A 21,618-nucleotide genomic window follows, 5' to 3' on the forward strand; every position below is an offset into this window, starting at 1 on the left:
CGGGGTGCCGCTCTCCGCCTTCGCGCTGATCCTCCTGGCGGGGGTCATTCACGCCAGCTGGAACATCGCCGCCAAGAAGGCGAACGGCGATGCGCGCTTCGCATTCCAGAGCGGCGTGTTCATGGCCGTCGTGTGGGCACCGGTGGGCATCGCGCTGGGCTGGCGCGTCGTGCCGACCTGGGGCGTGAAAGAGTGGGGCTTCATCACGCTGAGCGGCGTGCTGCACGTCTTCTACTACGTGGTACTGCTGCGCGGCTATCGCAAGTCCGACCTCACCGTGGTCTACCCGTTGGCGCGCGGCTCGGGGCCGCTGCTGTCGTCGCTGGTCGCGATCCTGTTCCTCGGCGAGAAGATCAGCCTGATCGGCGTTGCGGGCATCTTCGGCGTGGTGCTCGGCGTGTTCCTCGTGGCCGGCGGCCCGCGCCTCTGGCACGGGAAGCACGACCCGGCCCAGCGCGAGCGGGTGCACAAGGGCATTCGCTACGGCGTGCTGACCGGCGCCTTCATCGCGGCCTACACCGTGGCCGACAGCTATGCGGTGAAGTTCCTGGCGATGTCGCCGATCCTGCTCGACTACATGGGCAACTTCGTGCGCCTCGTGCTGCTGCTGCCCGCCGCGCTGCAGGACCGCGTGACGACCGCGCGCATGTGGCGCGAGCAATGGAAGTACGCGCTGCTGGTGGCGGCGATCAGTCCGGTGTCCTATGTGCTCGTGCTCTATGCGGTGCAGCAGGCGCCGATCTCGCACGTCGCGCCGGCGCGCGAGGTGTCGATGCTGTTTGCCGCACTGATCGGTGGGCACTTGCTGCGCGAAGGCGACCGGCTGTTGCGGCTGCTTGGCGCGATCTTCATCGCCGCCGGCGTGGTGGCGCTCGCACTGGGCTGACGCCATGCTTTTCGGCTGCGATTTTTCGAGCGCGCCGACGTCACGCAAACCCGTCGTGGTGGCTGTCGGAGAGATGGCCGGCACGGGCGATCTCGCGCTGACCGGCCTCCAGCGGTTTGCAACGCTCGATGCCTGGGGCCAATGGCTGCGCAGCTCGCCCGCGTGGGTCGGCGGCTTCGATTTTCCGTTCAGCCTGCCGCGCGAACTGGTCGAGCATCTGCGTTGGCCGCTGCGGTGGGATCTGCTGATCGCGCACTACGCAAGCCTGAGCCGCACCCAGATCCGCGATACCTTCGCTGCCTTTTGCGCCGCGCGCCCCGTCGGCGGCAAGTTCGCGCATCGTGCCACCGATGGCCCCGCGGGATCGAGTCCATCGATGAAGTGGGTCAACCCGCCGGTCGCCTTCATGCTGCATGCCGGTGTGCCGCTGCTGCTCGCAGCGGGTGCCAGTCTTCCGGGCCTGCATGCCGGCAGCCACAAGGATCGCGTTGCACTCGAGGCCTATCCCGGCCTGCTGGCGCGTGAACTGATCGGACGCCGCAGCTACAAGAGCGATGACCTGTCGAAGCAGACCCCGGAACGCTTCGAGGCGCGCACGGATCTGCTTGCCGCGCTCGAAGCGGGCGCGACACGGCTTGGCGTGCGGCTTCAGCTCACGGCCGGCCAGCGCGCCGAGTTGCTGGCCGATGCCCGCGGCGACCACATCGACGCCGTGCTGTGCCTCGTGCAGGCGGCCTGGGGCCTGCAGCGGGCCGCGAGCCCCGGTCCGGGTTACGGGTTGCCCGTTCGGTTCGACTCGCTTGAAGGATGGATCGTCACGGCTTGAGCCTTCTTGTCCTACACCGCTTCGGGCCTCCGGCGACGTTCACGGCCCTGGGGCGGCGGCTAGATTGAAATCGGTGGGCCATGCCGGTCCACGCATTTCACCTACACAGGAAGGAAGCGACATGAACAAGGACCAAGTGGCGGGCCGCGTCGAAGAAGCCAAGGGCAAGCTGAAGGAAGCGGCCGGCAAGGTCGTCGGCAACGAAAAGCTCGAAGGCGAAGGCATCGCGGACCAGGCGGCCGGCAAGGTGCAGAAGACCTATGGCGACGTCAAGGAAAAGGCCAAGGACGCCATCAAGTCGGGGGCAGACAAGCTCTGACCGACCTCTGGGTTGCGCGCTGCTGCAAGGGCGCCAACCTCTTTCCGTTCCATGTGAGCGACTGACTGGAGGATTCCCATGAACAAACCCCATCAACCCATCGCCATGCCATCTTCGCGTGCATGGCTCGCCGTGTTCGTGGCTGGCGCTGCGCTGACGCTGTCCGCCTGCGACAAGTCGGACAACCGCACGGCTGGCGAAAAGCTCGACCGCGCGGTGGCGAAGACGGAGCAGGCGGCCGATACCGCCGCTGCCAAGACCGGAGAGGCCGTCAAGGACGCCAAGGCCAAGGTCGAGGCCTCCGGCACCACCGCCGAGGTGAAGGAGGGCATGGCCAACGTGAAGGAAGCCGCCAAGGAAGCGGGTGCGGCCGTGAGCGCCACGGTGGACGATGCCGCGATCACCGCGTCGGTGTCCGCGGGCCTGGCCAAGGACCCGGACCTGAGCGCGATCAAGATCAACGTCGACACCAAGGGCGGTGCCGTGAGCCTGAAGGGCCCCGCGCCGTCGGCCGCTGCCAAGGCGCGTGCCGAGGAAATCGCCAAGGGCGTGCCGGGGGTGACCTCGGTGAGCAACCAGCTTGAAGTGAAGGGTTGATCGCTTCCTTTCGCCCCAAGAAAAAGCCCGGTTCGCCCGGGCTTTTTCTTGTCTACGGAGGATCTTTTCGTGGCGGGCTTGTGGTCTTCTGCATCAGCGTGTTGACGATGTCAGCCACGTCGGATGTCTTGAGCACGGCCGCCAGCACCGCCGTGACCGACAGCAGGCGCCACGGCTTGACCAGCACCAGCACCGCGCCAGTGGCTGCGGCCACCGCCATGAGCTTTGCCGGCTTGGTGCGTGCGTAATGTTCGAGCAGAGGACGGACCAACTGGCCTGCCGCATGGGCCGGATGGCGGCGCCACCAGCGCTGCACCACGCCGCGTGCCACCGAACGCCAGATACTGCCGCGGCCCTCTTGTTGCGAGGATGCTTCGCGTGCGGGCGCTCCGGGGATGTCGTCGTGGTGTGCGTATTCCAGGTCGTCTTCGGATTCGCGCGCCCCGCGATGCGCTTCGTCGTTGCCGTTCAGTTGCCGAACCAGCGCGCGGCGCGAAATGGCCAGGCGCTGCTGCGGGGTCAGACGGGTACGGTCGTCAGTGCTGGCCATGGCGGGCTCCGGCGGTGTGCAGGGCCTGCAGGTCGGCGTCGAGCTGGGCACGCAGGTCGACGAAGCCGTAGCCGGGGCCGGGGCCGGGACGGGCGGCGAAGTAGGCGCAGATGGCCGCAAACACCGCTGCCACGCCGGGCACGACCACCAGCACCCAGTGGAAACTGCCATGAAGCACGCCGAGCAGCACGGCCACGCCGATCAGCCCGAGCGCCAGCACGGCGCTCGCGACCGCCAGCACGCTGGCGATGATGCGGGCCATGAGCACACGCCCCGCTTCGGCAGCTTCCTGTCGGGCGAGGGCGGCGTAGTTGGCAATATGGTCGGCGACGAGTTCCGGATGCCCGAGCACCGTGGAAAAAATCGGATGAAGCATGGTGCGGGGGATCGGTGGAACCGGGCGTCAGCGATCAGTAGTCGTCCCGGCTGCGGCGGCTGGCCAGCACGATGAGTGCCGTGATGGCGGCACCGGCTGCCGCGGCGATCAGCACCGAGCGCACCGGCTGGTCGGAGATGTAGCGGCCGGTCACGTCGGCTGCCTGCTCGATGCGGCGCTGTGCGCGTGCGCTCGTGGTCGAGGCTGCGTCCAGGCCGCGCTGAACGGCTTGCTGCACACGGGCTGCCAACTGTTCGACACCGGGCTCGGCATCGCGGCGCAGTTCGCGGACCTTTTCGCCCGCCGCATTCACCGCATTCTGGGCGTAGGCGCGGGTGGTTTCCATCGCCTCATTGGCGGTTTGGCGCACGTCGTCGGCGAGTTGCGAGGGAGTCTTGGTCGTGTTCATGTGAAAGTCCTTTCCGGGAAGATGAAATTCGGGAGCCTGTTGATCGTAACTACGCTACTTGCGCCGTAGCAAGCCGGCGAGGAAGCTGGCGATGGCAAGCACGGCGAAGATCACGAAAAGAATCTTGGCAATCCCGACTGCGCTGGCGGCAATGCCGCCGAAGCCGAACAGGGCGGCAATCAGTGCGATGACCAGAAACACCACGGCGTAATGCAGCATGTGGAACTCCTTCGAGGCTTTCCTCGTTGTTTTTGAGAACGCCCATCCGGCCTTCCGGGAAGAAGCGAATGGCACAGGAGCAACCTTAAGTGGGGGCCTGCGCGCACCCTGTCAGCGACCGGGGGCGGGGTGCGTAGGAGACGACCGAGTCCCCCCAGACCCGGGTCGTGAAGGAGTGCCGCTTCAATCCGCAAACATCGCGGAACCGGCTTTGCCGGGCCGCCGATGTTGCCCCCGGCAGGGGGAAGGCGAAGCGACACGAAGTGCGCGCAGCCTGGGGGCGAGCCCTCTACACCGGCCTGACGACGGGCAGCATCGCGCTCAGGCGCGTGCCTCGACCGGGCGTCGAGGAGATCGTGAGCTTGCCCCGGGCCGCCTCCACCCGGTGGCGCATGCCCGCGAGACCGTGCGTCGACGGACGAACGCGCTGCGCATCGAAGCCCTTGCCGTTGTCCGCGACCTCCACGATCACGTGGTTCTCGTAGTTCTTCATCACGATCGTCGCTTCACTGGCCTCGGCGTACTTGCCGATGTTGGTCAGGCTCTCCTGCACCATGCGATAGATCGTGAGCTGGCGCGACTCGTCCAGCGTCACGGGTTCGAGCGCCATCTCGATCTGCAGGCCCGAGCGCTCGGCGAATTCGCGCCCCAGGATTTCCAGCGACGCGACCAGCCCGAGGTTCGACAGCGAGGAGGGCCGCAGGTCTTCGATGATGCGGCGCTTGAGCGCGATGCCGCTGTTGAGCAGCTCGGTCAGATGCTGCAGGCGCTGGGTGGCGTCGGGCGCCTCCGTCAGCCGCGACTTGAGGCGCGCCACGTCGAGCTTGGCCGCGGTGAGCAGGGAACCGAGCTCGTCGTGCAACTCGCGCGCGAGGTAGCCGCGCTCGGTTTCCCRCACGTCCTGCAGGTGAGTGGCCAACTCGGCCAGCGAGGCGGTGCGCTCGCGCACCTCGTCCTCGAGGGCGTTGCGCTCGCGCTGCAGGGCTTCCTGCTGTCGCTCGCCGATGGAGCGCAGGGCATGCGTCTGCCGCAGGTAGAGGAAGAAGGCCATCAGCGCGGCCAGTGCCACGATGGCCGTGCCGATGCGCGCGAGCTGCAGCGACCGGAGCACCTGCACCTGACCCTCGAGCAGAGTCTTGTTGCTCACTTTGACCAGTTCGCCGGCCGTGGCGCGGATGGCGTCCATTTCCTCTCGGCCCACGTCGGTCGTGATGACGAACTTCCAGGCGTCTTCCTTGCCGTCCTGGCGCAGCCGTACGCTCATGTCCATCTCGGCCACCTTGCGCAGCACGTGCTTCGAAAGTTCTGCAAGCTGGGTGCGTTCTGCGGGCCGATCGGCGTACAGTTGACGCAGGGTCGCGAGATGGCCGTCCACCTGCTTGATCGCCGTGTCGTAGGGCTGCCGGTAACTGGCTTCGCCGGTCAGCAGGTAACCCCGTTGGCCGGTTTCGGCGTCGAGCATGTTCTGCAGGATCTGGTTGACCACGCCGCGCCCCTTCTGGGCCTCGTCGATGTCCGCCAGGGCGCGAGTGGACTGGCGAAAGCCGGCCTCGTTGATGCCGATGAGGGCCAGCGCAGCCAGTACCGCGAGCAGCAGGCTCACAGCCATTTTTGGAGGGGCTAACCAGTGCATGAAACTTTCAAAGCTGCTTTCAACGCAAGTTCGTGAATAATTGACAACAACCAGGGACCGGCATGTTGCGGGCTCGATGGTCGCAACACAACGACGAAAGTAACAGATGATCAAAATTGGAATTGTGGACGACCACGCGATCGTGCGATCGGGCCTTCGGCAGTTCTTCTCCGAGCACGTGGACCTGCGCGTGGCGGGTGAGGCGGCCAGTGGCCGCGAGGCCATCGAACTCGTGCGCACCACCGAACTCGACGTGCTTGTGATGGACCTTTCCATGCCGGGGCAGAGCGGCATCGACGCGCTCGCCATGATCCGCGCCAAGGCGCCGGATGTCGGCATCCTGATCCTGAGCGGCTATCCGGAAGAGCACTACGCGATGAACCTGATCCGTCAGGGCGCGAGCGGCTACCTGAACAAGGAATGCGACCCGATCGAGATCGTGAACGCCATTCGCACCATCTCGCTCGGCCGCCGCTACATCACGCCCGCCGTGGCAGAACTGCTGGCGCGCCAACTCGATCGCAAGGACGATGCTGCGCCGCACGAGCAACTCTCGGAACGCGAGTTCCAGGTGTTCCTGAAGCTTGCCAAGGGCGAGACCGCAGGCGACATCGCCAAGACGCTGTCGCTGTCGGTGAAGACGGTGAGCACCTACCGCACGCGCCTGATGGAGAAGATGAACCTCTCCTCCAACAGCGACCTGACGTACTACGCACTGAAGAACAAGCTTATCGATTGAGCGCCTAGGCCTCGGGCGAAGTGTGCAATGCCTTCGCCTGCACGAGGCAGAAATCGACCAGGGCATCGATTTCGTTCGACTTGTCGAACACCGCGTCGACACCGAATTCGGCACAGCGCCGTCGGATGTCGGGCGTTGCGTAGTTGCTGAGCACCACGACCTTCTGGGCCGGCCTGCGCGACTGGCAGGCCTGCAAGACGCCCAGCCCGCTTCCCTGCTTGAGAAAAAGATCGACGATGGCCAGGTCCCACTCGCTGCCATGGCCCAGCAGCCATGCGCGTGCATGGTCCTCGGTCTCGGCGAAACCGACGACCGAGGTGCAGGTGAGCTCTTCCAGAGTGCCAATGAGGTTTTCACGGATCGTGAGGTTGTCTTCGACGACGTATGTCTGCAATCTGGAATCCATGCCGAACCGCGCTTCCTCTGACGTTGGCAGGTGCATTCGGAACGCCCCCGCTGGCGGGAATGCCTGCACATGGACACTGAGGCTTCGCCGACATGCATCATGCAGGGTTCATGGACGGCGTGCTGTAGGCGCGTTCTGACGCATCGGCTCGCAACGCATCGCCCGTAGGCAATACCGCACGGTTGCTGCGGCCCGTCGCCGACCCGGGACCGGCTTGAACGAGGTTATGCAGACGGACATGGCCTTGCACATCCTTCGCACTCGTCCGCTGTGGCAAAAGCTGCTGGCGTTGCTCGTGCTGCTGTCTGTCGCCTTGCTGGTCGCGCTGGTGTTCTTTCCCTGGAACGCGCTGCGCGAGCCGGTCAACCGCTACGTGAGCGAGCAGACAGGGCGCAAGTTCGAGATCACCCGGCGGCTCGACGTGGACCTCGGCTGGCGTGCCGCCACCGTCAAGTTCGACGGCATCGAGTTCGCCAACCCTTCCTGGGCGCGCGATCCCTACCTCGTGAAGGCCGAACGCGCCGAGTTCGACATCCGTATCTGGCCGCTGGTCACGCGCAGGATCGTCATTCCGCGCCTGACGCTTTTCTCCCCGGTCCTCGGTCTGCAGATGGAGCAGGACGGCCGCCGCACCTGGGCACTCGGCAAGGACACCTCGGACGCCGGCACGGTGCCGAGCATCGGCCTCATGCAGATCGACAGCGGGGCCATCGATTTCCTGGCCGGGCACCTGGGCGTCGACCTGCACGCCGACGTGAGCTACGACACCGGCCGGGGCACGCTGCCCCTCAGCTACCGCATCAAGGGCCGCTACAAGGGCCAGCCGCTGACCGCCGACGGGCGAACCGGCAACGTGCTGCAGATCAACGCCGCGGGCGCACCGCCGTTTCCGCTGGAGATCAATGCCGCAGCCGGTCAGACCCGCCTCAAGGCCGTCGGCACGGTGGCCGAGCTGGCGGGGCTCGACGGTATCGATGCGAAGTTCGACCTCAAGGGCCAGACCCTGGGCGCGCTGTTCCCGCTCCTTGGCATCGCGCTGCCGCAGACTTCGCCTTATGCGCTGAGCGGCGACCTGAGCAAGCGCGGCAAGCTCTGGCAGGTGGCCGGGCTCAAGGGCAAGCTGGGTCTCTCCGACATCGCCGGCGACATGCGTTTCGACCAGGCCGGCGCGTTGCCGCACCTGGCAGGCGAGTTGCGATCGCGCGTGATGGACATGGACGACCTCGGTCCGCTCATCGGCCTGCCGCCGACGGCGCGATCGGCCCATGCGGTCGAAGGCGTGGCGCCGCCGCCCAGCATCACGCAGGTGAAGCGCCCGGCGGGCGGCAAGGTGCTGCCGACCGCGCCGCTGGATTTCGAACGCTTGCGCGCCATGAACGCCGACGTGAAGTACACGGCCGAGCGCATCCAGAACGTGCGCGAGATTCCGCTCGACCGCGGCAGCGTGCAGGTGAAGCTCAACAACGGCGTGCTGTCGCTCGACCCGCTCGACCTGGGGGTGGGCGGCGGCAAGCTGGCCGGCGCGATCCGCATCGATGCCGCGAAGAGCCCGGCCGACATCCGCGCTTCGCTCGACCTGCGCGGCGTGCAGCTCGCCCGCCTGTTCCCCAAGCTCGAAACCACGGGCAACAGCGTCGGCCGGCTCGATGGCCGCATCAACCTGTCGGGCGCGGGCAGTTCCGTGGCCAACTGGCTCGGCGGCGCGTCTGGCGATGTGGCGGTGCTTTCGGGGCGGGGGCAGTTCGGCAATCTGCTGCCGGTGTTCGCAACCCTCGTGGGCGGCGACATCATCAAGTTCGTGATGCGCGGCGACCGCAATGTCGAGTTGCGGTGCGCGGCCATGGCCTTCGACGTCGACAAGGGCCTGATGACGGGGCGCACGCTCATGGTGGACACGAGCAATGCCGTGTTCATCGCCACCGGCCAGGCCAACCTGGCGACCGAGACGCTCGACTTCGTGGTTCGTCCGGAGCCCAAGTCCAAGAACATCCTCTCGCTGCGCACGCCGCTGGTCGTCCGCGGCACCTTCGGCTCGCCGTCGGGCGGCGTCGCGGTGGCGCCGTTGGCGGGGCGCGGCATGGCCGCATTTGCACTGGGGGCCATCAACCCGCTGCTGGCCCTGGCCGCGACCATCGAAACCGGGCCGGGAAAGGACGCCGATTGCAAGGACGTTCTGGCCGACGCCAACAAGCCCGGCGCCGGTGCTCCAGCCCGTGGCGCCGCCAGGGCGAAGCAGCCCTGAGGCTCAGCCGCCGGGGCGCTGCGCGCAAACGCTGCAGTGCGGGTCGCGTGCCACGCGCAGGGTGTCGAAGCTGGTGCTGCGTCCGTCGAACATCAGCAGCTTGCCCGCGAGCGAGGGGCCGATGCCGGCGAGCAGCTTCAACGCCTCGCTGGCTTGCAGCGTGCCGATGGTGCCGACGACGGGGCCAAACACGCCCAGCACCGCGCAGCGCGTTTCCTCGAAGGCCGCATCGGGCGGGAACAGGCAGGCGTAGCAGGGCGATGCGGCATCGCGGGTGTCGTAGACGCTCAGCTGGCCGTCGAAACGGATCGCCGCGCCCGCCACCAGCGGCTTGCCGTGTGCCACGCAGGCCCGGTTGACGGCGTGGCGCGTGGCGAAGTTGTCGCAGCAATCGACCACCACGTCGGCTGCCTCGACGAGGCGCGAAAGCAGTGCTTCGTCGGCGCGCAGGGCGTGGGTTTCGATGGCGATGTCGGGGTTGATTTCGCGCATCGCCTGCGCGGCCGATTCGACTTTCGGACTGCCCACGCGGGCGTTGGTGTGGGCGACCTGGCGCTGGAGGTTGGTGAGATCGACCTCGTCGTCGTCCACCAGCGTGATATGCCCGACGCCGGCTGCGGCCAGGTAAAGCGCAACCGGTGAACCCAGTCCGCCCGCGCCGATGACCAGCGCATGCCCGGCACTGACGCGCGCTTGCCCGTCAATGCCGAACTCCTCGAGCAGGATGTGGCGCGAGTAGCGCAGCAGGTCGTGATCGTCCATGCGCGCCTCGGCCCGCCTTACCGGCTTCAGTTTTCCTTCTTCTCTTCCTTGTTGTCGACGATGACCTGCGTCTTGCTCACGAGCACAGGCTGGCCCTTGAGGCGGTTGAGCGCCTGCACCAGCGGGAAGTCCTTGTCGGTGCCGAACTCGGGCACCTTGCGGTCCTGCGGCGGCTTCTTGGCTTCTTCCTCGAGGCGCTTGCGGGCTTCGTCGCGGGCCTTTTCGCGTTCCGGATCCTTGGTTTCCGGGCCCTGGCCGCTGGCCAGATGCTTCTCGAGATCGGCCTCGCGCATGCGCAGGGCGGCAAACGGGCTGCCCTCGGCGCTTTCGTCGACCAGCACGTTGGGAACGATGCCCTTGGCCTGGATCGAGGTGCCGCTCGGCGTGTAGTAGCGCGCCGTGGTGATCTTGAGGCCGGTGTCCGGACCGAGCGGGCGCACCGTCTGCACCGAGCCCTTGCCGAAGGTCTGGCTGCCCATGACGATCGCGCGCTTGTGGTCCTGCAGCGCGCCGGCCACGATTTCGCTGGCGGAGGCCGAGCCTTCGTTCACCAGCACCACCAGCGGCACGTTCTTGAGGGCTGCGGGCAGGCTGCGCAACGGGTCGCTGCCGGAACGGCGCTGGTAGAACTCGGGCGCCGCCTTGTAGACCGACTTGCTTTCCGCGAGCTGGCCGTCGGTGGTCACCACCGTCACGTTCTCGGGCAGGAAGGCCGAAGACACCGCCACCGCCGCGTCGAGCAGGCCGCCCGGGTCGTTGCGCAGGTCGAGCACCAGGCCCTTGAGGTTCGGATCCTCCTTGTACAGGTCGTCGACCTTCTTCACGAAGTCGTCGACCGTGCGTTCCTGGAACTGCGACAGGCGAATCCAGCCGTAGCCCGGCTCCATCATCTTGCCGCGCACCGACTGCGTGCGGATCTCCTCGCGCGTGATGGTGACCGGGAAGGTGCGGCTCTCGTCCTTGCGGAAGATGGTGAGCAGCACCTTGGTGCTGGCCTCGCCGCGCATGCGCTTGACGGCCTCGTTGAGCGACAGGCCGCGCACGGCCGTGTCGTCGATCTTGGTGATCAGGTCGTTCGGCTTGAGGCCGGCACGGAAGGCCGGCGAGCCTTCGATGGGCGACACCACCTTGATCAACCCGTCTTCCTGGGAAATCTCGATGCCGACGCCGACGAAGCGGCCGGTCGTGCCTTCCCTGAATTCCTTGAAGGACTTCTTGTCGAAGTACTGGGAATGGGGGTCGAGCCCGGCGACCATGCCGGAAATGGCATCGGAGATGAGCTTCTTCTCGTCGACCGGTTCGACATAGTCGCTCTTGACCATGCCGAAGACGGCAGCGAGCTGCTGCAATTCCTCGAGCGGGAGCGGCGCAAGCGAACCGCGTGCGACCGTCTGCAACGAGACGGTGGTCAGGACGCCAGCTACGGCGCCGGCGGCGACCCAGCCGGTGATCTTCAGTTTCTGGCCCATCATGAGTGATTGTCCTTGTCGGCGGCTGTCGAACCAATATACACAGCTTGGAAGCAAATTGTTTGCCGGGGTTCCACGGGGGGACCGGCAAGCGGGGTTTTCTTTCAGCCCTTGCCCTGGGAGGCCACCGCGGCGGCGGCCTTCTCGGCGGCGGCTGCATCACCGAGATAGTAGTGGCGCAGGGGCTTGAGATCGTCGTCGAGCTCGTAGACCAGCGGGATGCCGTTCGGGATGTTCAGGCCGACGATGGCGTCGTCCGAGATGCCGTCGAGGTACTTGACCAGTGCCCGGATCGAGTTGCCGTGGGCCGCCACGACCAGTCGGCGCCCGGTGCGGATGGCCGGCGCCATCGACTCGTTCCAGAACGGCAGCACGCGCGCCACCGTGTCCTTCAGGCACTCGGTCAGCGGAATCTGCTCGGGCGACAGCTTGGCGTAGCGCACGTCGGAGCGTTCGCTGCGCGGGTCGTCGGCTTCCAGCGGCGGGGGCGGGGTGCCGTAGCTGCGGCGCCAGACCAGCACCTGCTCGTCGCCGTACCTCTTGGCGGTTTCGGCCTTGTTCAGGCCCTGCAGGCCGCCATAGTGGCGCTCGTTCAGGCGCCAGGAGTGCACCACGGGCAGCCAGGTGCGGTCGAGTTCGTCGAGCGTGTGCCAGAGCGTGCGGGTGGCGCGCTTGAGCACGCTCGTGTAGGCGACGTCGAAGTCGTAGCCCTCGGCCTTGAGCAGCCGGCCGGCCTGCTTGGCCTGTTCCACGCCGGTCTCGGTCAGGTCGACGTCGGTCCATCCGGTGAAGCGGTTTTCGAGGTTCCAGGTCGATTCGCCATGGCGGATCAGTACCAGTTTGTGCATGTGGGAGGCCTTTGGGAACGCTTGGGAAAAAGCAACATTCTAAAATCCCGGGTTTGCCATCCAAGGAACCCCCGTGAAATTGATCGAATTCGTCACCGCGAACTGGATGCTGATCCTGATCGCACTCAGCTCGGGCGGCATGCTGGCCTGGCCGCTGATTCGGGGTTCCGGCGCCGGAACGCTCACGGCCCAGGGCGCCGTGCAGCTCATCAACCGCGAGCGTGCCGTGCTGGTCGACGTGCGCGAACCGGAAGAATTTGCCACCGGCCACATGATCGGCGCCAAGAACGTCCCGCTGAACCAGCTCGACGAGAAGCTGGCCAGCACGGTCAAGAACAAGAATGTGCCGCTCTTGCTGGTGTGCGCCACCGGCGCCCGCGCCCAGCGCGCCGTGGCCATGGCCAAGAAGCTTGGCTACGAGCAGGCCCAGGCGGTCGCTGGCGGCCTGAAGGCCTGGAAAGACGCTAATCTGCCCGTTGAAAAGGCCTGAAACCTCCACCAGATACAGCGTATGCAAGCCGTCAAGATGTACACCACCGCGTTCTGCCCCTATTGCGTACGCGCGAAGCAGATCCTGAAGTCCAAGGGCGTCGAGCAGATCGAAGAGATCCGCATCGACAGCGACCCGCAAGCCCGCAACACCATGATGGAGATCACCCAGCGCCGCACGGTGCCGCAGATCTTCATCGGCGATACCCACGTGGGTGGCTGCGACGACCTGGTGGCGCTGGACGGCCGCGGCGGCCTCATGCCGCTCTTGCAGGGCGCCTGAAACACAAAGCTGCCGGGCGTCACGGAAGTGGCTCGGTCGCGGGGCGATAATCGCCTGCTTATTCATCTGCAGCCCGCTGCGGGAACCTCTCCCCGGCGGGCATTGTTTTGATCCTCGAAAGTTCAGCCATGGCCGACCAGCAAGCCCAAGATCCCGTGTTCCAGATCCAGCGCGTCTACCTCAAGGACCTGTCGCTCGAACAACCCAATTCGCCCGCGATCCTGCTGGAGCAGGAGCAGCCCACCGTTGACATCCAGCTCGGCGTGGACGCCCAGCCCGTGGCCGAAGGCATCTTCGAGATCACCGTGTCGGCCACCGTGCAGACCAAGATCCAGGACAAGACCGTGTTCCTGGTCGAAGCCAAGCAGGCCGGCATCTTCGAAATCCGCAACCTGCCCGAAGACCAGATGGGCGCGATCCTGGGCATCGCCTGCCCGCAGATCGTCTACCCGTACCTCCGCGGCAACGTGGCCGACGTGATCCAGCGCGGCGGCTTCCCGCCCGTGCACCTGGCCGAAATCAACTTCCAGGCGATGTACGAACAGCAGCAGGCGCAGGCCGCCGGCCAGCCCTCGCCGATCGTCACGCAGTAAACCAGGCATAACGCCGCCAACGCCGATGAAGATCTGCGTTCATGGCGCCGGTGCCTGGGGCACGGCAGTCGCCGTCAACGCGGCCGCCCGCCACGAGGTCACGCTCTGGGCGCGCGATGCCGCCCAGGCCGATGCCATGTCGAAGGCGCGCGAGAACACCCGCTACCTGCCGGGGCTGGCATTGCCGGCCTCGCTGGCCGTGCGGGCGGGCGATATCGGCCAGGCGTACGCCGGCGCCGACCTCGTCATCGTGGCCACGCCGATGGCTGCCCTGCGCGAACAGCTCATGGCGTTGCGCGGCTGCACTGCGCCGGTGGCCTGGCTGTGCAAGGGCGTGGAACCCGCGCTGGACGCTTCCCCGACCTCCTTTGGCCTGCTTGCCCACGAAATATGGGCACAGGTCGCTCCTGATTTGATAGCTGGCGTGCTCAGCGGCCCCAGCTTTGCGCAAGAAGTGGCCGAAGGCCGGCCGACCGCGCTGGTGGCCGCCAGCCCGCATGCAGCGGTGCGCGACGCGCTCGTCGACGCCTTCCACGGGCCGACCCTGCGTGTCTATGCCAACGAGGACATCGTCGGCGTCGAGGTCGGCGGCGCGGTCAAGAACGTGCTGGCCATCGCCACCGGGCTGTGCGACGGCCTCGCGCTCGGGCTCAATGCCCGCGCGGCGCTCATCACCCGCGGCCTCGCCGAAATGACGCGCTTCGGCCTGGCGCTCGGCGCCCGCGCCGAAACCTTCATGGGCCTTTCGGGCCTGGGCGACCTCGTCCTGACCTCCACCGGCGACCTGTCGCGCAACCGCAAGGTCGGCCTGCTGCTGGCCCAGGGCCGCACGCTGGCACAGGCCGTCGATTCGCTGGGCCATGTGGCCGAAGGCGTGTATTGCGCGCGCACCGTGGTGCAGCGCGCCCGCGGTCTGGGCATCGAGATGCCCATTGCCGAAGGCGTGGTCGCGCTGCTCGACGGCCGCGTGAGCCCCCAGGACGCCGTCGCCGCCCTGACCGGCCGCGACCCGGTGCCGGAATCGGTCCCGTCCGGCGCAGCGGCATCTCCTCGTCAATCCTCCTGAACCGACTGAAGACAAAGAGCCATGAGCCTTCGCTTTGATTTTTCGGCGTCGGCCGTGGCCGCGCTGGCCCAGGCCGATGCCACCCGCGCACTGCAGGAAGACGTCGCCGACGGCGACCTCACCGCCTCGCTGGTCGACCCCACCCGCACCGCCCGCGCCCGCGTGCTGGCGCGCGAATCCGCCGTGGTGTGCGGCGCGCCCTGGGTCGAAGCCACGCTGCGGCAGCTGGATCCAGAGGTTCGCATCACCTGGCTCTGCGGCGAAGGCGAGCGCTGCGCCGCCGACCAGACGGTGCTGGAGATCGAAGGCCCGGCCCGCGCGCTGCTGACGGCCGAGCGCACCGCCCTGAATTTCCTGCAGCTACTGAGCGCAGTCGCCACCAAGACCGCCCTGTATGCCGATGCCGTTCGCGGCACCCGCGCCCGCATCGTCGACACCCGCAAGACCCTGCCGGGCCTGCGCCTCGCGCAGAAATACGCGGTGCGCACCGGCGGTGGCCTGAACCACCGCATCGGCCTCTACGACGCCGTGCTGATCAAGGAAAACCACATCGCCGCAGCCGGCGGTGTCGCCGCGGCCCTGCGCGCGGTGGCGCCGGTGGCGGAACGCGCGGCCTTCGTCGAGGTCGAGGTCGAAACGCTGGCGCAACTGCGCGAGGCGCTCGAAGCCGGCGCGCGCATGGTGCTGCTGGACAACATGGACCTGCCCACGCTGCGCGAGGCCGTCCGCATCAACGACGAGGCCGGCAATGACCGCAAGGCGGTACTGGAAATCTCGGGCGGCGTCACACTCGACGGCCTGCGCGCCCTGGCCGAGACCGGTGTCGACCGCATCTCGGTCGGTGCGTTGACCAAGGACATCAAGGCCATCGATTTCTCGATGCGTTTTCAAGAAAGCTGATCCGACCATGTCGTCTCTGGTCATCGATGTCGACTACGAGCAACCCGTTGCAAGGGCGGGCGCCGCCTGCGACACGCGCCACGCCTGGGCGCGCGTGCCGCCCGAGCCCTCGGCCCACGAGCGCATCGCGCTGAAGGAGCGCGTCCGCCGCCTGCTGCGCGAGCGCAACGCAGTGATGGTGTCGCATTTCTACGTGCATCCCGACCTGCAGGACCTGGCCGAAGAAACCGGCGGCATCGTGAGCGACTCGCTCGAGATGGCGCGCTTCGGCCGCGACCATGCCGCGACCACGCTGGTGGTGTCGGGCGTGCGCTTCATGGGCGAAACCTCGAAGATCCTCTCGCCCGAGAAGCGCGTGCTGATGCCCGACCTCGACGCCAACTGCTCGCTCGACCTGGGCTGCCCGGTCGACGAATTCAGCGCCTTTTGCGACGCGCATCCCGACCGCACCGTGGTCGTCTACGCCAACACCAGCGCGGCCGTGAAGGCGCGCGCCGACTGGCTCGTCACATCGAGCTGCGCGCTCGACGTGGTGAGTGCGCTCCACACGCAGGGCCGCAAGATCCTCTGGGGTCCCGACCGCCACCTGGGCGACTACATCCAGCGCCAGACCGGCGCCGACATGGTCAGCTGGAACGGCGCCTGCATCGTGCACGACGAGTTCAAGGCCCTGGAGCTGGAACTGCTCATGAAGGAGCATCCGGCCGCCAAGGTGCTGGTGCATCCGGAGTCGCCGGCCGACGTGATCGCGCTGGCCGATGCAGTCGGCTCGACCTCCGCGATCCTCAATGCGGCGCAGCGCATGGACGCGAAGGCGTTCATCGTCGCCACCGACACCGGCATGCTGCACAAGCTGCGCATGCTGAACCCCGGCAAGACCTTCATCGAGGCCCCTACGGCCGGCAATGGCGGCACCTGCAAGAGCTGCGCGCATTGTCCGTGGATGGCGATGAACGGGCTGGCGGAACTGGCGAACGCGCTGGAAACCGGCGCCGGCGAGATCCACGTCGATCCGGCGCTGGGCCTGCGTGCCCGCCTGCCGATCGACCGCATGCTGGCCTTCACCGCCGGCCTCAAGAACGGCCAGCCGCCCGGAAGCCTGATCGCCGGCATCGGCGCCGCCTGACTAGAACTCCAGCGTACAGCTGTCGCCCAGCGCCTCGCGCCAGACGCGCACCCGCGCGAGCGAAGCGTGGAATTCCGGCAGCGCATCGGCAATGAACAGGCAGAGGTTCTCGAGCGTGGGCGGATGCAGCCCTGCCACGTCGTCGAGCAGGTGATGGTCCAGCAGCTCGCGTACCTCGTCCAGCCGACGGCGCAGCAGCCCCAGGTCGATCACCATGCCCGTCACCGGATCGCGCTGGCCCGCGAGCCAGACCTCGGCGTGGTACGTGTGGCCGTGGACACGGCGGCTGCCGGCGACTTCGATGTCGCGTTTCAACGTGTGGGCGGCGTCGAAGAAAAAGCGTTGGCTGATGGTGAAGCGCATCTGAAAAATACCGTCTCAGCGGATGCCGGTGATCTTGTGGGTTTGCACGCTGAGGCGCCAGGCGGGCTGGCGCATGCATTCGGCGATGCAAAGCTCGGTGTTGGCCACGCGGTCGGGCCCGTCCATGGGCTGCAGGAAGCGGTGCGTGAACTCGCCGGTGCGCGCCATCGTGTCGAGGTCGAATTCGGTCTGCGGCCACACCAGCTTCAGCTCCTGTCCACGCTGCTGCACCCAGGGCGCCCCGGCCTTGGGGCTGATGCAGAGCCAGTCGATGCCTTCGGGTGCGGCGACCGTGCCGTTGCTCTCCACCGCGATGCGGAAGCGCCGCGCATGCAGCGCATCGACCAGCGCCGCATCCACCTGCAGCAGCGGCTCGCCGCCGGTCAGCACCACCAGGCGGTGCTCGGCGTCGTTCGCCGGCCACTGCGCGGCGATGGTGTCGGCGAGCTGGTCGGCGTCCTTGAACTTGCCGCCCAGCGTGCCGTCGGTGCCCACGAAATCGGTGTCGCAGAAACGGCAGACAGCCGTGGCGCGATCGGCTTCGCGGCCGGTCCAGAGGTTGCAGCCCGCAAAGCGGCAGAACACGGCCGGCATGCCCGCCTGGCCGCCTTCGCCTTGCAGGGTGTAGAAGATTTCCTTGACGCTGTAGGTCATGAGGCAGAAGTGTCGATTTCCAGGTTGTCGATCAGCCGTGTGCTGCCCAGCCGCGCCGCGGCCAGTGCCACGAGGGGTTCGCCCGACAGATCGGAAGTGGGCGCCTGCAGATCGGCGCGGCGCCGCAGCACAAGATAGTCCGGTTGCCAGCCGCGCTGCGCCAGCGTCTGCATTGCCCGCGCTTCGATCGCGGCCAAATCGCGTTCGCCCGAACGCACGGCCTCGGCCATCGCCTTCAGCGCCTTCGACAGCTGCACGGCTTCCGCACGCTCGGTTTCGCTCAGGTAGCCGTTGCGCGAGGACAGCGCCAGCCCGTCGGCGGCGCGGAAGGTTTCGCCGCCCACGATCTCGATGGGCAGCGCAAACTGCCGCACCATGTGGCGGATCATCATCAGCTGCTGGTAGTCCTTCTTGCCGAACACCGCCACGCGCGGCTGCACGCAGGTGAAGAGCTTCATCACCACCGTGCACACGCCGATGAAGAAGCCGGGGCGGAAGTGGCCTTCGAGGATGTCGGCCAGGGCAGGGTCCGGATGCACCTTGCAGGTCTGCGGCTCGGGGTAGAGCGCCTTCTCGTCGGGCGCGAACAGCACGTCGCAGCCGGCCGCGCGCAGCTTCTCGCAGTCGCTCTCCCAGGTGCGCGGGTAGGTGTCGAAGTCTTCGTGCGGCAGGAACTGCAGGCGGTTGACGAAAATGCTCGCCACCGTCGCGTCGCCCAGCGGCCTGGCCTGCTTCACCAGCGCCAGGTGGCCGTCGTGCAGGTTGCCCATGGTGGGGACGAAAGCGGGGCGCTTGCAGGCCGCCAGATGGTCGCGCAGCTCGGCGATGGTGTGTGCGATGTACATGGTCGCTCTCTTGTCAGTTTCTTACCAGGCGTGAAGTTGATCGTCGGGAAAGCTGCCATCCTTCACGGCGCGCACGTAGGCCTCGAGAGCCTGCGCGATGCTCGAGGCGTCGGCCATGAAGTTGCGCACGAACTTCGGCATCTTGCCGAGGTTGATGCCCAGCATGTCGTGCAACACCAGCACCTGGCCCGCGGTGGCCTTGCCCGCGCCGATGCCGATGGTGGCGCAGTGCTTCAGTTCGGTGGTGAGCTCGGCGGCCAGCGCGGCCGGCACCATCTCGAGCACCAGCATCGTGGCGCCCGCGTCCTGCAGCTCATGCGCGTGCTGCTTCAGCAGGGCGCCGGCCGCATCGCCCTTGCCCTGCACCCGGTAGCCGCCCAGCGCATGCACGGTCTGCGGCGTCAGGCCCAGGTGGGCGCACACCGGAATGCCGCGCTCGACCAGGAAACGCACCGTCTCGGTGGTCCAGCCGCCGCCTTCGAGCTTCACCATGTGGGCGCCGGCCTGCATCAGCACCGTGGCGCTGCGCAGGGCCTGCTCGCGCGATTCCTGGTAGCTGCCGAAGGGCAGGTCGGCAATCAGCCAGGCCGTGCCCTGCACGCGGCGCAGGCCGCGCGAGACGCTGTCGGTGTGATAGCGCATGGTGTCCAGACTCACGCCGACGGTGCTGTTCAGGCCCTGGCAGACCATGCCGAGCGAATCGCCGACCAAGAGGCAATCGACGCCCGCCGCATCGGCCATGGCGGCGAAGGTGGCATCGTAGGCGGTGAGCATCGAGATCTTCTCGCCGCGCGCATGCATGTCGGCCAGGCGCGGCAGGCTCACGGGCTTGCGCAGCGCCGGCGACGAGGCTGGCGGCAAGGTGCCGTAGGGGGAGGCGGGAGCGGAGGAGGGGACAGATGACATGGGTGGGCTTTCTCCATGGAGCGGCCGTAGGCCGATGTGGGCGCAGGCAGGCGTCGGGGGCGGGCCGTCAGGCCGGAACGGCCTCGCCGGAAGCGGCCTGCACTGGAATGTGGGCGCGCTCTTCCTTGATGCGGTTGGCGCCGTCCACGAACACGAGCTTGGGCTTGTAGCCTGCCACCTGGTCTTCCGGCACCAGGCCGAAGGCCGCGATGATGATCAGGTCGCCCACCGAGGCCCGGCGCGCGGCCGATCCGTTGACCGAGATGATGCCGGTGCCCCGCTCGCCGCGGATCGCATAGGTGACGAAGCGCTCGCCGTTGTTGATGTTCCAGATGTGGACCTGCTCGTTCTCGGCCAGGTTGGCCGCGTCGAGCAGGTCTTCGTCGATGGCGCAGGAGCCTTCGTAGTGCAGTTCGCAGTCGGTGACGGCGACGCGGTGGATCTTGGACTTGAGCAGGGTGCGGAACATGATGAGGGTCGCCTCTCGCTGCGAAACGGTGGATCGGAAGGGGAAAGGAAGAAGAAGGAAGCTTCAGCCCGCCAGCGGCACCAGCACCGTCGGTGCGGTCGGCTCGGCGAGCGAGGGATAGTCGCGGCTGAAATGAAGCCCGCGGCTCTCGTGGCGCGCCTGCGCCGAGCGCACGATCAGCTCGGCCACCTGCACCAGGTTGCGCAGCTCCAGCAGGTCGCGCGTCACGTGGAAGTGGGCGTAGAACTCCTGGATCTCGGCCTGCAGCAGCGCGATGCGATGGCTCGCGCGCTCCAGCCGCTTGTTGGTGCGCACGATGCCCACGTAGTCCCACATGAAGCGGCGCAGCTCGTCCCAGTTGTGCGAGATGACCACGGCCTCGTCGGCGTCGGTGACGCGGCTGTCGTCCCAGGGCGGCAGATTGGCGCTGCTGTGCACGGGCGCTTCGGCGATGGCGGCCGCGGCGGCGCGTGCGAACACCATGCACTCGACCAGCGAATTGCTGGCCAGCCGGTTGGCGCCGTGCAGCCCGGTGCAGGCGGTCTCGCCGATGGCGTAGAGGCCCGGCACGTCGGTGCGGCCGGCGAGGTCGCTGAGCACGCCGCCGCAGGTGTAGTGCGCGGCCGGCACCACCGGAATGGGCTCGCGCGTGATGTCGATGCCCAGCTCCGCGCAGCGCGCGAGGATGTTGGGGAAGTGTTCCTTCAGGAAGGCCGGGCTCTGGTGCGAGATGTCGAGATGCACGCAGTCCAGGCCGTGCTTCTTCATCTCGAAGTCGATGGCGCGCGCCACCACGTCGCGCGGCGCGAGTTCGGCGCGCTCGTCGTGCCTGGGCATGAAGCGCGTTCCATCCGGCAACTTCAGCAGCCCGCCTTCGCCGCGCACCGCTTCGCTGATCAGGAACGACTTGGCATGCGGGTGGTACAGGCAGGTCGGGTGGAACTGGATGAACTCCATGTTCGACACCCGGCAGCCCGCGCGCCACGCCGCGGCAATGCCGTCGCCGGTGGCGGTGTCGGGGTTGGTCGTGTAGAGGTAGACCTTGCCCGCGCCGCCCGTGGCCAGGATGGTGTGCGGCGCGCGGAAGCTCAGCACCTCGTCGGTGGCGTCGTCCAGCGCGTAGAGGCCCACGCAGGCCGGGTCGTCCAGGCCGAGCTTGGCGCCGGTGACCAGGTCGACCAGCGTGTGGTGCTCGAAGAGCGTGATGTTCGGCGTTCGGCGCACCCGTTCGATCAATGTCTGCTGCACGGCCGCGCCGGTGGCATCGGTCACGTGCACGATGCGGCGCTGGCTGTGGCCGCCCTCGCGCGTCAGGTGCAGGTCGCCGCCTTCTTCGGAGAACGGCACGCCGAGTTCGCGCAGCCAACCGATGGCCTCGGGCGCGTGCTCGACGACGAAGCGCGTGGCCTCGGGGTCGCAGAGGCCGGCGCCGGCGATCAGCGTGTCTTCCACATGGGCGTCGAAGCTGTCGCCCGCGGCCAGCACGGCCGCGATGCCGCCCTGTGCCCAGGCACTGGAGCCGTCGTTCAGCGCGCGCTTGGTCAGCACGGCCACGCGGTGCGTGGGCGCCAGGTGCAGCGCGGCGGAGAGGCCTGCGAGGCCGCTGCCGACGATGAGGACGTCGAAATCGAGCACGGCGGAGT

General features: G+C 67.4%; 27 protein-coding genes. 12 read left to right on the forward strand and 15 right to left on the reverse strand.

The window, feature by feature from the left end; all coding sequences use genetic code 11:
* The first annotated feature begins 4 nt into the window (after positions 1-4).
* The 4 genes from AC1DXX_RS01205 (at position 5) to AC1DXX_RS01220 (ending at position 2,628) form a co-directional block, all read left to right on the forward strand.
* Positions 5-886, forward strand: coding sequence for a DMT family transporter (locus AC1DXX_RS01205; protein ID WP_478132341.1), 882 nt, complete (start codon positions 5-7; stop codon positions 884-886).
* 4 nt (positions 887-890) lie between these two features.
* On the forward strand, positions 891-1,712 hold the full coding sequence (locus AC1DXX_RS01210) for a DUF429 domain-containing protein (RefSeq protein ID WP_478132342.1): 822 nt from the start codon (positions 891-893) through the stop codon (positions 1,710-1,712).
* A gap of 121 nt (positions 1,713-1,833) precedes the next feature.
* Positions 1,834-2,031, forward strand: a complete 198-nt coding sequence (locus AC1DXX_RS01215) for a CsbD family protein (RefSeq protein WP_258353256.1) — start codon at positions 1,834-1,836, stop codon at positions 2,029-2,031.
* A 78-nt stretch (positions 2,032-2,109) separates the two neighbouring features.
* Entirely contained in the window at positions 2,110-2,628 is a 519-nt protein-coding gene (locus AC1DXX_RS01220; RefSeq protein ID WP_478132343.1) for a BON domain-containing protein, read from the forward strand.
* A 52-nt stretch (positions 2,629-2,680) separates the two neighbouring features.
* Here AC1DXX_RS01220 and AC1DXX_RS01225 read toward each other — a convergent pair whose 3' ends face one another.
* The 5 genes from AC1DXX_RS01225 to AC1DXX_RS01245 form a co-directional block, all read right to left on the reverse strand.
* Positions 2,681-3,178 carry a hypothetical protein gene (locus AC1DXX_RS01225; protein ID WP_478132344.1) on the reverse strand — a complete coding sequence of 166 codons (498 nt, stop codon included), beginning with the start codon at positions 3,176-3,178 and terminating at the stop codon, positions 2,681-2,683.
* Positions 3,165-3,554, reverse strand: a complete 390-nt coding sequence (locus AC1DXX_RS01230) for a hypothetical protein (RefSeq protein ID WP_478132345.1) — start codon at positions 3,552-3,554, stop codon at positions 3,165-3,167. Before AC1DXX_RS01230 ends, AC1DXX_RS01225 begins: the two co-directional genes overlap by 14 nt.
* A 34-nt stretch (positions 3,555-3,588) precedes the next feature.
* Positions 3,589-3,963 carry a hypothetical protein gene (locus AC1DXX_RS01235; RefSeq protein WP_478132346.1) on the reverse strand — a complete coding sequence of 125 codons (375 nt, stop codon included), beginning with the start codon at positions 3,961-3,963 and terminating at the stop codon, positions 3,589-3,591.
* A gap of 54 nt (positions 3,964-4,017) precedes the next feature.
* Positions 4,018-4,182, reverse strand: coding sequence for a DUF1328 domain-containing protein (locus AC1DXX_RS01240; protein ID WP_013543146.1), 165 nt, complete (start codon positions 4,180-4,182; stop codon positions 4,018-4,020).
* 289 nt (positions 4,183-4,471) lie between these two features.
* Positions 4,472-5,791, reverse strand: a complete 1,320-nt coding sequence (locus tag AC1DXX_RS01245) for a CHASE3 domain-containing protein (RefSeq protein WP_478132545.1) — start codon at positions 5,789-5,791, stop codon at positions 4,472-4,474.
* A 130-nt stretch (positions 5,792-5,921) separates the two neighbouring features.
* Between AC1DXX_RS01245 and AC1DXX_RS01250 the strand changes: the two genes are divergently transcribed.
* A complete protein-coding gene (locus tag AC1DXX_RS01250; RefSeq protein ID WP_007837167.1) occupies positions 5,922-6,554 on the forward strand; it encodes a response regulator in 633 nt (210 codons plus the stop codon).
* Positions 6,555-6,558: 4 nt separating this feature from the next.
* Here AC1DXX_RS01250 and AC1DXX_RS01255 read toward each other — a convergent pair whose 3' ends face one another.
* On the reverse strand, positions 6,559-6,960 hold the full coding sequence (locus AC1DXX_RS01255; protein WP_478132347.1) for a response regulator: 402 nt from the start codon (positions 6,958-6,960) through the stop codon (positions 6,559-6,561).
* A 238-nt stretch (positions 6,961-7,198) separates the two neighbouring features.
* On the opposite strand from AC1DXX_RS01255, the gene AC1DXX_RS01260 reads away from it, so the two are divergent.
* Positions 7,199-9,202, forward strand: coding sequence for an AsmA family protein (locus tag AC1DXX_RS01260; RefSeq protein ID WP_478132348.1), 2,004 nt, complete (start codon positions 7,199-7,201; stop codon positions 9,200-9,202).
* Positions 9,203-9,205: 3 nt separating this feature from the next.
* Here the strand turns inward: AC1DXX_RS01260 and AC1DXX_RS01265 are convergent, their stop codons facing one another.
* From AC1DXX_RS01265 to gpmA, 3 genes are all read right to left on the reverse strand, one after another.
* Positions 9,206-9,964 (reverse strand): HesA/MoeB/ThiF family protein, encoded by a 759-nt coding sequence (locus tag AC1DXX_RS01265; RefSeq protein WP_478132349.1) that lies wholly within the window; start codon positions 9,962-9,964, stop codon positions 9,206-9,208.
* Between the two features lie 26 nt (positions 9,965-9,990).
* A complete protein-coding gene (locus AC1DXX_RS01270) occupies positions 9,991-11,433 on the reverse strand; it encodes a S41 family peptidase (protein WP_478132546.1) in 1,443 nt (480 codons plus the stop codon).
* Positions 11,434-11,537: 104 nt separating this feature from the next.
* The gene (gene gpmA / locus AC1DXX_RS01275) at positions 11,538-12,281 is read right to left on the reverse strand and encodes a 2,3-diphosphoglycerate-dependent phosphoglycerate mutase (RefSeq protein ID WP_478132350.1); all 744 of its coding nucleotides are present in this window, start codon (positions 12,279-12,281) and stop codon (positions 11,538-11,540) included.
* A 106-nt stretch (positions 12,282-12,387) separates the two neighbouring features.
* On the opposite strand from gpmA, the gene AC1DXX_RS01280 reads away from it, so the two are divergent.
* From AC1DXX_RS01280 to nadA, 6 genes are all read left to right on the forward strand, one after another.
* Positions 12,388-12,771 carry a rhodanese-like domain-containing protein gene (locus AC1DXX_RS01280; RefSeq protein ID WP_478132547.1) on the forward strand — a complete coding sequence of 128 codons (384 nt, stop codon included), beginning with the start codon at positions 12,388-12,390 and terminating at the stop codon, positions 12,769-12,771.
* 21 nt (positions 12,772-12,792) lie between these two features.
* Complete coding sequence (gene grxC / locus AC1DXX_RS01285; RefSeq protein ID WP_478132351.1) at positions 12,793-13,053, forward strand: glutaredoxin 3; 261 nt, start codon at positions 12,793-12,795, stop codon at positions 13,051-13,053.
* Positions 13,054-13,181: 128 nt separating this feature from the next.
* On the forward strand, positions 13,182-13,646 hold the full coding sequence (gene secB / locus AC1DXX_RS01290; RefSeq protein ID WP_478132352.1) for a protein-export chaperone SecB: 465 nt from the start codon (positions 13,182-13,184) through the stop codon (positions 13,644-13,646).
* A gap of 25 nt (positions 13,647-13,671) precedes the next feature.
* Positions 13,672-14,712, forward strand: coding sequence for an NAD(P)H-dependent glycerol-3-phosphate dehydrogenase (locus AC1DXX_RS01295; RefSeq protein WP_478132353.1), 1,041 nt, complete (start codon positions 13,672-13,674; stop codon positions 14,710-14,712).
* 21 nt (positions 14,713-14,733) lie between these two features.
* A complete protein-coding gene (gene nadC, locus AC1DXX_RS01300) occupies positions 14,734-15,612 on the forward strand; it encodes a carboxylating nicotinate-nucleotide diphosphorylase (RefSeq protein WP_478132354.1) in 879 nt (292 codons plus the stop codon).
* A gap of 7 nt (positions 15,613-15,619) precedes the next feature.
* Entirely contained in the window at positions 15,620-16,738 is a 1,119-nt protein-coding gene (nadA, locus tag AC1DXX_RS01305; RefSeq protein WP_478132355.1) for a quinolinate synthase NadA, read from the forward strand.
* Here the strand turns inward: nadA and AC1DXX_RS01310 are convergent, their stop codons facing one another.
* From AC1DXX_RS01310 to nadB, 6 genes are all read right to left on the reverse strand, one after another.
* Positions 16,739-17,101: a 6-carboxytetrahydropterin synthase gene (locus AC1DXX_RS01310; protein ID WP_478132356.1), complete on the reverse strand. Its 363-nt coding sequence runs from the start codon at positions 17,099-17,101 to the stop codon at positions 16,739-16,741.
* Positions 17,102-17,116: 15 nt separating this feature from the next.
* Entirely contained in the window at positions 17,117-17,755 is a 639-nt protein-coding gene (gene queE, locus AC1DXX_RS01315) for a 7-carboxy-7-deazaguanine synthase (RefSeq protein WP_478132357.1), read from the reverse strand.
* Entirely contained in the window at positions 17,752-18,600 is an 849-nt protein-coding gene (gene panC / locus AC1DXX_RS01320) for a pantoate--beta-alanine ligase (RefSeq protein WP_478132358.1), read from the reverse strand. The genes queE and panC overlap by 4 nt, the downstream gene beginning before the upstream one ends.
* A 21-nt stretch (positions 18,601-18,621) precedes the next feature.
* Positions 18,622-19,506 carry a 3-methyl-2-oxobutanoate hydroxymethyltransferase gene (gene panB / locus AC1DXX_RS01325; RefSeq protein WP_478132359.1) on the reverse strand — a complete coding sequence of 295 codons (885 nt, stop codon included), beginning with the start codon at positions 19,504-19,506 and terminating at the stop codon, positions 18,622-18,624.
* A gap of 67 nt (positions 19,507-19,573) precedes the next feature.
* A complete protein-coding gene (gene panD / locus AC1DXX_RS01330) occupies positions 19,574-19,975 on the reverse strand; it encodes an aspartate 1-decarboxylase (protein WP_478132360.1) in 402 nt (133 codons plus the stop codon).
* A 63-nt stretch (positions 19,976-20,038) separates the two neighbouring features.
* Positions 20,039-21,610, reverse strand: a complete 1,572-nt coding sequence (gene nadB, locus AC1DXX_RS01335) for an L-aspartate oxidase (protein ID WP_478132361.1) — start codon at positions 21,608-21,610, stop codon at positions 20,039-20,041.
* Between the last annotated feature and the right edge of the window lie 8 nt (positions 21,611-21,618).

The organism is Variovorax sp. P4_B10, from assembly GCF_056402375.1.

Coding starts and splice junctions, on each gene's coding strand:
- AC1DXX_RS01225 (WP_478132344.1), bottom strand. CDS start 3,178: ATGGCCAGCACTGACGACCGTACCCGTCTGACCCCGCAGCAGCGCCTG.
- panB (WP_478132359.1), bottom strand. CDS start 19,506: ATGTCATCTGTCCCCTCCTCCGCTCCCGCCTCCCCCTACGGCACCTTG.
- gpmA (WP_478132350.1), bottom strand. CDS start 12,281: ATGCACAAACTGGTACTGATCCGCCATGGCGAATCGACCTGGAACCTC.
- AC1DXX_RS01235 (WP_478132346.1), bottom strand. CDS start 3,963: ATGAACACGACCAAGACTCCCTCGCAACTCGCCGACGACGTGCGCCAA.
- AC1DXX_RS01310 (WP_478132356.1), bottom strand. CDS start 17,101: ATGCGCTTCACCATCAGCCAACGCTTTTTCTTCGACGCCGCCCACACG.
- nadC (WP_478132354.1), top strand. CDS start 14,734: ATGAGCCTTCGCTTTGATTTTTCGGCGTCGGCCGTGGCCGCGCTGGCC.
- AC1DXX_RS01270 (WP_478132546.1), bottom strand. CDS start 11,433: ATGGGCCAGAAACTGAAGATCACCGGCTGGGTCGCCGCCGGCGCCGTA.
- AC1DXX_RS01220 (WP_478132343.1), top strand. CDS start 2,110: ATGAACAAACCCCATCAACCCATCGCCATGCCATCTTCGCGTGCATGG.
- panC (WP_478132358.1), bottom strand. CDS start 18,600: ATGTACATCGCACACACCATCGCCGAGCTGCGCGACCATCTGGCGGCC.
- secB (WP_478132352.1), top strand. CDS start 13,182: ATGGCCGACCAGCAAGCCCAAGATCCCGTGTTCCAGATCCAGCGCGTC.
- AC1DXX_RS01210 (WP_478132342.1), top strand. CDS start 891: ATGCTTTTCGGCTGCGATTTTTCGAGCGCGCCGACGTCACGCAAACCC.
- AC1DXX_RS01255 (WP_478132347.1), bottom strand. CDS start 6,960: ATGGATTCCAGATTGCAGACATACGTCGTCGAAGACAACCTCACGATC.
- AC1DXX_RS01230 (WP_478132345.1), bottom strand. CDS start 3,554: ATGCTTCATCCGATTTTTTCCACGGTGCTCGGGCATCCGGAACTCGTC.
- AC1DXX_RS01215 (WP_258353256.1), top strand. CDS start 1,834: ATGAACAAGGACCAAGTGGCGGGCCGCGTCGAAGAAGCCAAGGGCAAG.
- AC1DXX_RS01280 (WP_478132547.1), top strand. CDS start 12,388: ATGCTGATCCTGATCGCACTCAGCTCGGGCGGCATGCTGGCCTGGCCG.
- AC1DXX_RS01240 (WP_013543146.1), bottom strand. CDS start 4,182: ATGCTGCATTACGCCGTGGTGTTTCTGGTCATCGCACTGATTGCCGCC.
- panD (WP_478132360.1), bottom strand. CDS start 19,975: ATGTTCCGCACCCTGCTCAAGTCCAAGATCCACCGCGTCGCCGTCACC.
- AC1DXX_RS01295 (WP_478132353.1), top strand. CDS start 13,672: ATGAAGATCTGCGTTCATGGCGCCGGTGCCTGGGGCACGGCAGTCGCC.
- AC1DXX_RS01250 (WP_007837167.1), top strand. CDS start 5,922: ATGATCAAAATTGGAATTGTGGACGACCACGCGATCGTGCGATCGGGC.
- grxC (WP_478132351.1), top strand. CDS start 12,793: ATGCAAGCCGTCAAGATGTACACCACCGCGTTCTGCCCCTATTGCGTA.
- AC1DXX_RS01265 (WP_478132349.1), bottom strand. CDS start 9,964: ATGGACGATCACGACCTGCTGCGCTACTCGCGCCACATCCTGCTCGAG.
- nadA (WP_478132355.1), top strand. CDS start 15,620: ATGTCGTCTCTGGTCATCGATGTCGACTACGAGCAACCCGTTGCAAGG.
- AC1DXX_RS01260 (WP_478132348.1), top strand. CDS start 7,199: ATGGCCTTGCACATCCTTCGCACTCGTCCGCTGTGGCAAAAGCTGCTG.
- queE (WP_478132357.1), bottom strand. CDS start 17,755: ATGACCTACAGCGTCAAGGAAATCTTCTACACCCTGCAAGGCGAAGGC.